This is a genomic window from uncultured Oscillibacter sp. (assembly GCF_910579365.1).
Classification (GTDB): domain Bacteria; phylum Bacillota; class Clostridia; order Oscillospirales; family Oscillospiraceae; genus Oscillibacter.
The window spans coordinates 1-3,394 of the sequence record NZ_CAJTUX010000134.1; the positions used below are offsets into that span (position 1 = coordinate 1).

4 protein-coding genes are annotated in these 3,394 nt (G+C 54.4%); all 4 read left to right on the top strand.

Annotated features, from left to right (window positions below; translation table 11 throughout):
• Positions 1–5: 5 nt before the first annotated feature.
• A complete protein-coding gene (locus QZ329_RS15310; RefSeq protein ID WP_295753869.1) occupies positions 6–1,037 on the top strand; it encodes an iron chelate uptake ABC transporter family permease subunit in 1,032 nt (343 codons plus the stop codon).
• Positions 1,034–2,011 carry an iron chelate uptake ABC transporter family permease subunit gene (locus QZ329_RS15315; protein WP_295753866.1) on the top strand — a complete coding sequence of 326 codons (978 nt, stop codon included), beginning with the start codon at positions 1,034–1,036 and terminating at the stop codon, positions 2,009–2,011. Before QZ329_RS15310 ends, QZ329_RS15315 begins: the two co-directional genes overlap by 4 nt.
• Positions 2,012–2,013: 2 nt before the next feature.
• Positions 2,014–2,766, top strand: coding sequence for an ATP-binding cassette domain-containing protein (locus tag QZ329_RS15320; RefSeq protein WP_295753867.1), 753 nt, complete (start codon positions 2,014–2,016; stop codon positions 2,764–2,766).
• A gap of 45 nt (positions 2,767–2,811) precedes the next feature.
• Positions 2,812–3,394 (top strand): ABC transporter substrate-binding protein (locus QZ329_RS15325; protein WP_295753868.1); only part of this gene is annotated, 583 nt, incomplete at its 3' end.

Sequence of the window (3,394 nt, forward strand, 5' to 3'; positions counted from 1 at the left end):
GCATCATGCGGTTGCCTACCATATTCCTGAAATGTTCTTTATGCGTACTGTCCATAGTTTTATTCGCCCTGCTTTTGATCCTGTCCATCTGGTCGCTGTTCGTTGGTGTTCTGGATGTGGAACTGTCAGAGCTGTTACAGGGGGACAGTGCGCATTTGGAAGTCTTCCTGATTTCCCGTCTGCCCCGTCTCCTGGCAATTCTCTGTACCGGCACCGGCATGAGCGTAGCGGGCCTGATTATGCAGCAGCTCTGCATGAACAAGTTTGTCTCTCCGACCACAGGGGCCACCATTTCCTCCGCACAGTTCGGCATCCTGCTGGCGCTGCTGTTCATGCCCAATTCCACCCTATGGGGGAGGGCTGTTTTTTCCTTTGTCTTTGCGATCCTCGGCACATGGATATTTGTCTGGTTCATCCAGCGTATCCAGTTTAAGGACGTGGTGATGGTGCCGCTGGTGGGTATCATGTTCGGCAATGTAATCGGCGGCATTACAAATTATCTGGCGTACAAGTACGAAATGACCCAGGCGCTCTCTACCTGGCTGGTAGGCCACTTCTCCATGGTCCTGCGGGGACGGTATGAGATCGTTTGGCTGACGGTTCCGCTGGTGGTGCTGGCTTTTCTGTTTGCAAATCATTTCAACATTGTGGGCATGGGAAAAGACTTCTCGCAAAATCTCGGCGTTCCGTATAATTTCGTGTTGTTCTTGGGGCTGACGATTGCCGCGATGATCACCGCCTCCGTTGTCGTGGTGGTAGGCTCTATCTCCTACATCGGCCTGATCGTCCCCAATCTGGTGGCCATGTTCAAGGGTGATAAGATCCGTGGTACATTGGTTGATACGGCCCTGTTTGGCGCGCTGTTTGTGCTGGTGTGCGACATGGCGGGCCGGATGGTGATTTTCCCCTATGAGCTGCCTATTGAACTGATCGTCGGCATCATTGGAAGTGTCCTTTTTGTGGCGCTGCTGCTCTATCGCCTCCGCCATGGACGGAAAGCGATTCGTTTGGGCAGGAAAGGGGGCGGCGTGGCATGAACACAAAAGCTGCGCGGGCCAATCGCCGGAAGCTGGCCATCCTCGCCGCGCTGGTCCTGCTGTGCGCCGCGGGGTATATGCTGGTAGGAGTCCATTTTGACAACGCGAAGCTGTTTCAGTACGCGATGAAAATCCGTACGCCCAAGCTGATCGTCATGCTCATCACCGCCTTTGCCATTGGCGGGGCGTCCATTGTGTTCCAGTCCGTCATCAACAATACCATCGTCACCCCATGCCTGCTGGGTATGAACTCTCTCTATACGCTCATCCACACCGCGGTCGTCTTTGCGGCGGGGTCCGGCAGTATTCTGGCCGCAAACGCGAACTGCTCGTTTGCGGTGGACCTGTTGCTGATGGGCGTGGTGGCAACGGTGGTTTACAGTTTTCTGTTCAAAAAGACAAAGCACAATGTACTCTATGTACTGCTCATCGGCACCGTTTTGTCCTTTTTCTTTTCCAGCATCCAGAGTACCCTCACCCGCGTGATGGACCCCAATGAGTATGACAATCTTCTGGCAACCCTGGTGGCCAGCTTCAGCAACATCAACTCGGAGATCATCGCCGTATCTTTGATCGTGCTGGCGGCTATTGTTTTTGCCCTTCGGAGAGAACTGGCCCTGCTGGACGTGATTACGCTGGGGAAGGATCAGGCCATTAACCTGGGCGTGGATTATGACCGATGCGTCCGCCGCCTGCTGCTGGGGGTCACGCTGTGCATTGCTGTGGCTACCGCCATGGTTGGACCCATCTCCTTTCTTGGCCTCATCATCGCCAACCTGTCCCGGCAGCTCTTGAAAACCTACCGCCACGCTCAGCTGATCCTCGGCTCCGCTTTGTTCGGCATGATCGTATTAGTGGGCGGTCAGCTCCTTGTGGAACACGCCTACTCCTATACGATCCCGGTCAGCGTATTTATCACAGTGGGCGGCGGAGTATATTTTCTCTATCTGCTTCTTACCAATAGGAGGGCTTGACCATGCAGGTAAAAGATTTGACAAAGCGGTACGATGGGAAAACGGTGGTAAATGAGGTCAGCTTTGCCATTCCAAAAGGGAAAGTAATTTCTTTGATCGGCCCCAACGGAGCGGGAAAATCAACCGTCATGGGCATCATCTCCCGGCTGATCGCACGGGACGGCGGAACGGTGGACTTTGAAGGCGCGGATATTGGAAAATGGAAAAGCCGGGAGTTGTCCAAGCGGCTGGCAATCCTGACGCAGACCAACAATATCCAGATGAAGCTGACGGTGCGGGAGCTGGTGACCTTTGGCCGTTTTCCCTATTCCGGGGGACGGACCACGGCGGAGGACCAGGAGATCATCGACCGGGCCATCTCTTACATGGAATTGGGGGGCTTTGAGGATCGGTTTATTGACGAGCTTTCCGGCGGCCAGCGCCAGCGGGCGTATATCGCCATGGTGATTGCCCAGGACACAGAGTATGTTCTGTTGGATGAACCGACCAATAATCTGGATATTTACCACGCCACCAACATGATGAAGATCGTCCGCCGCCTCTGCGATGAGCTGGGCAAGACGGTGATTTTAGTGCTGCACGAGATCAACTACGCGGCATTCTATTCTGATTATATCTGTGCGTTTAAGGACGGCAGAATTGCCAAGTTCGGCACGGTAAAGGAGGTGATGACCAAGGAAAATCTATCCCAGGTGTACGGCGTGGACTTTGAGATTATGGAGATCGCGGGCCGTCCGCTGTCCATCTACTATTAAGCCCCCATATTTTTCGGTACTTTTATTGAAAAGGAGAATTACACTATGAAAAAATTGATGTCCCTGTTCCTCGCCGCCATGCTTGTGCTTGGCCTTGCCGCCTGCGGCGGTCAGACCGGCGGTTCGCCTGATACGAACCAGCCGGAGAACAGTACGGCCCCGGTTTCCGATGAATCGACTCCCCCTGAAAATTCCTCAACTCCTGCCGCTCCTGAAACCATCACCATCACCTGCCTGAACGGCAATCGGGAGCCTGCGGAACTGGAGGTTCCCTATGACCCCCAGCGCATCGCCATTCTGGATATGGCCAGTCTGGATATTCTGGACGCGCTGGGTGTGGGGGATCGTGTGGTCGGCTCCGCCTCCACCAGTCTGGATTACCTTCAGAGCTATGTGACGGATGAGAACATCTCCAACCTTGGCACCATCAAAGAAGCCGATTTAGAGGAGGTCATGGCCTGCGAGCCCGATGTGATCTTCATCGGCGGGCGTCTGAGCAAATCCTATGACGCGCTCAGTGAGATTGCACCCGTGGTCTATCTGGCCACCGACAGCAGCCTTGGCGTGGTGGAGTCTGTCCGTAAAAATGCCGCCACGATTGCTTCCGTGTTTGGTCTGGAGGATCAGG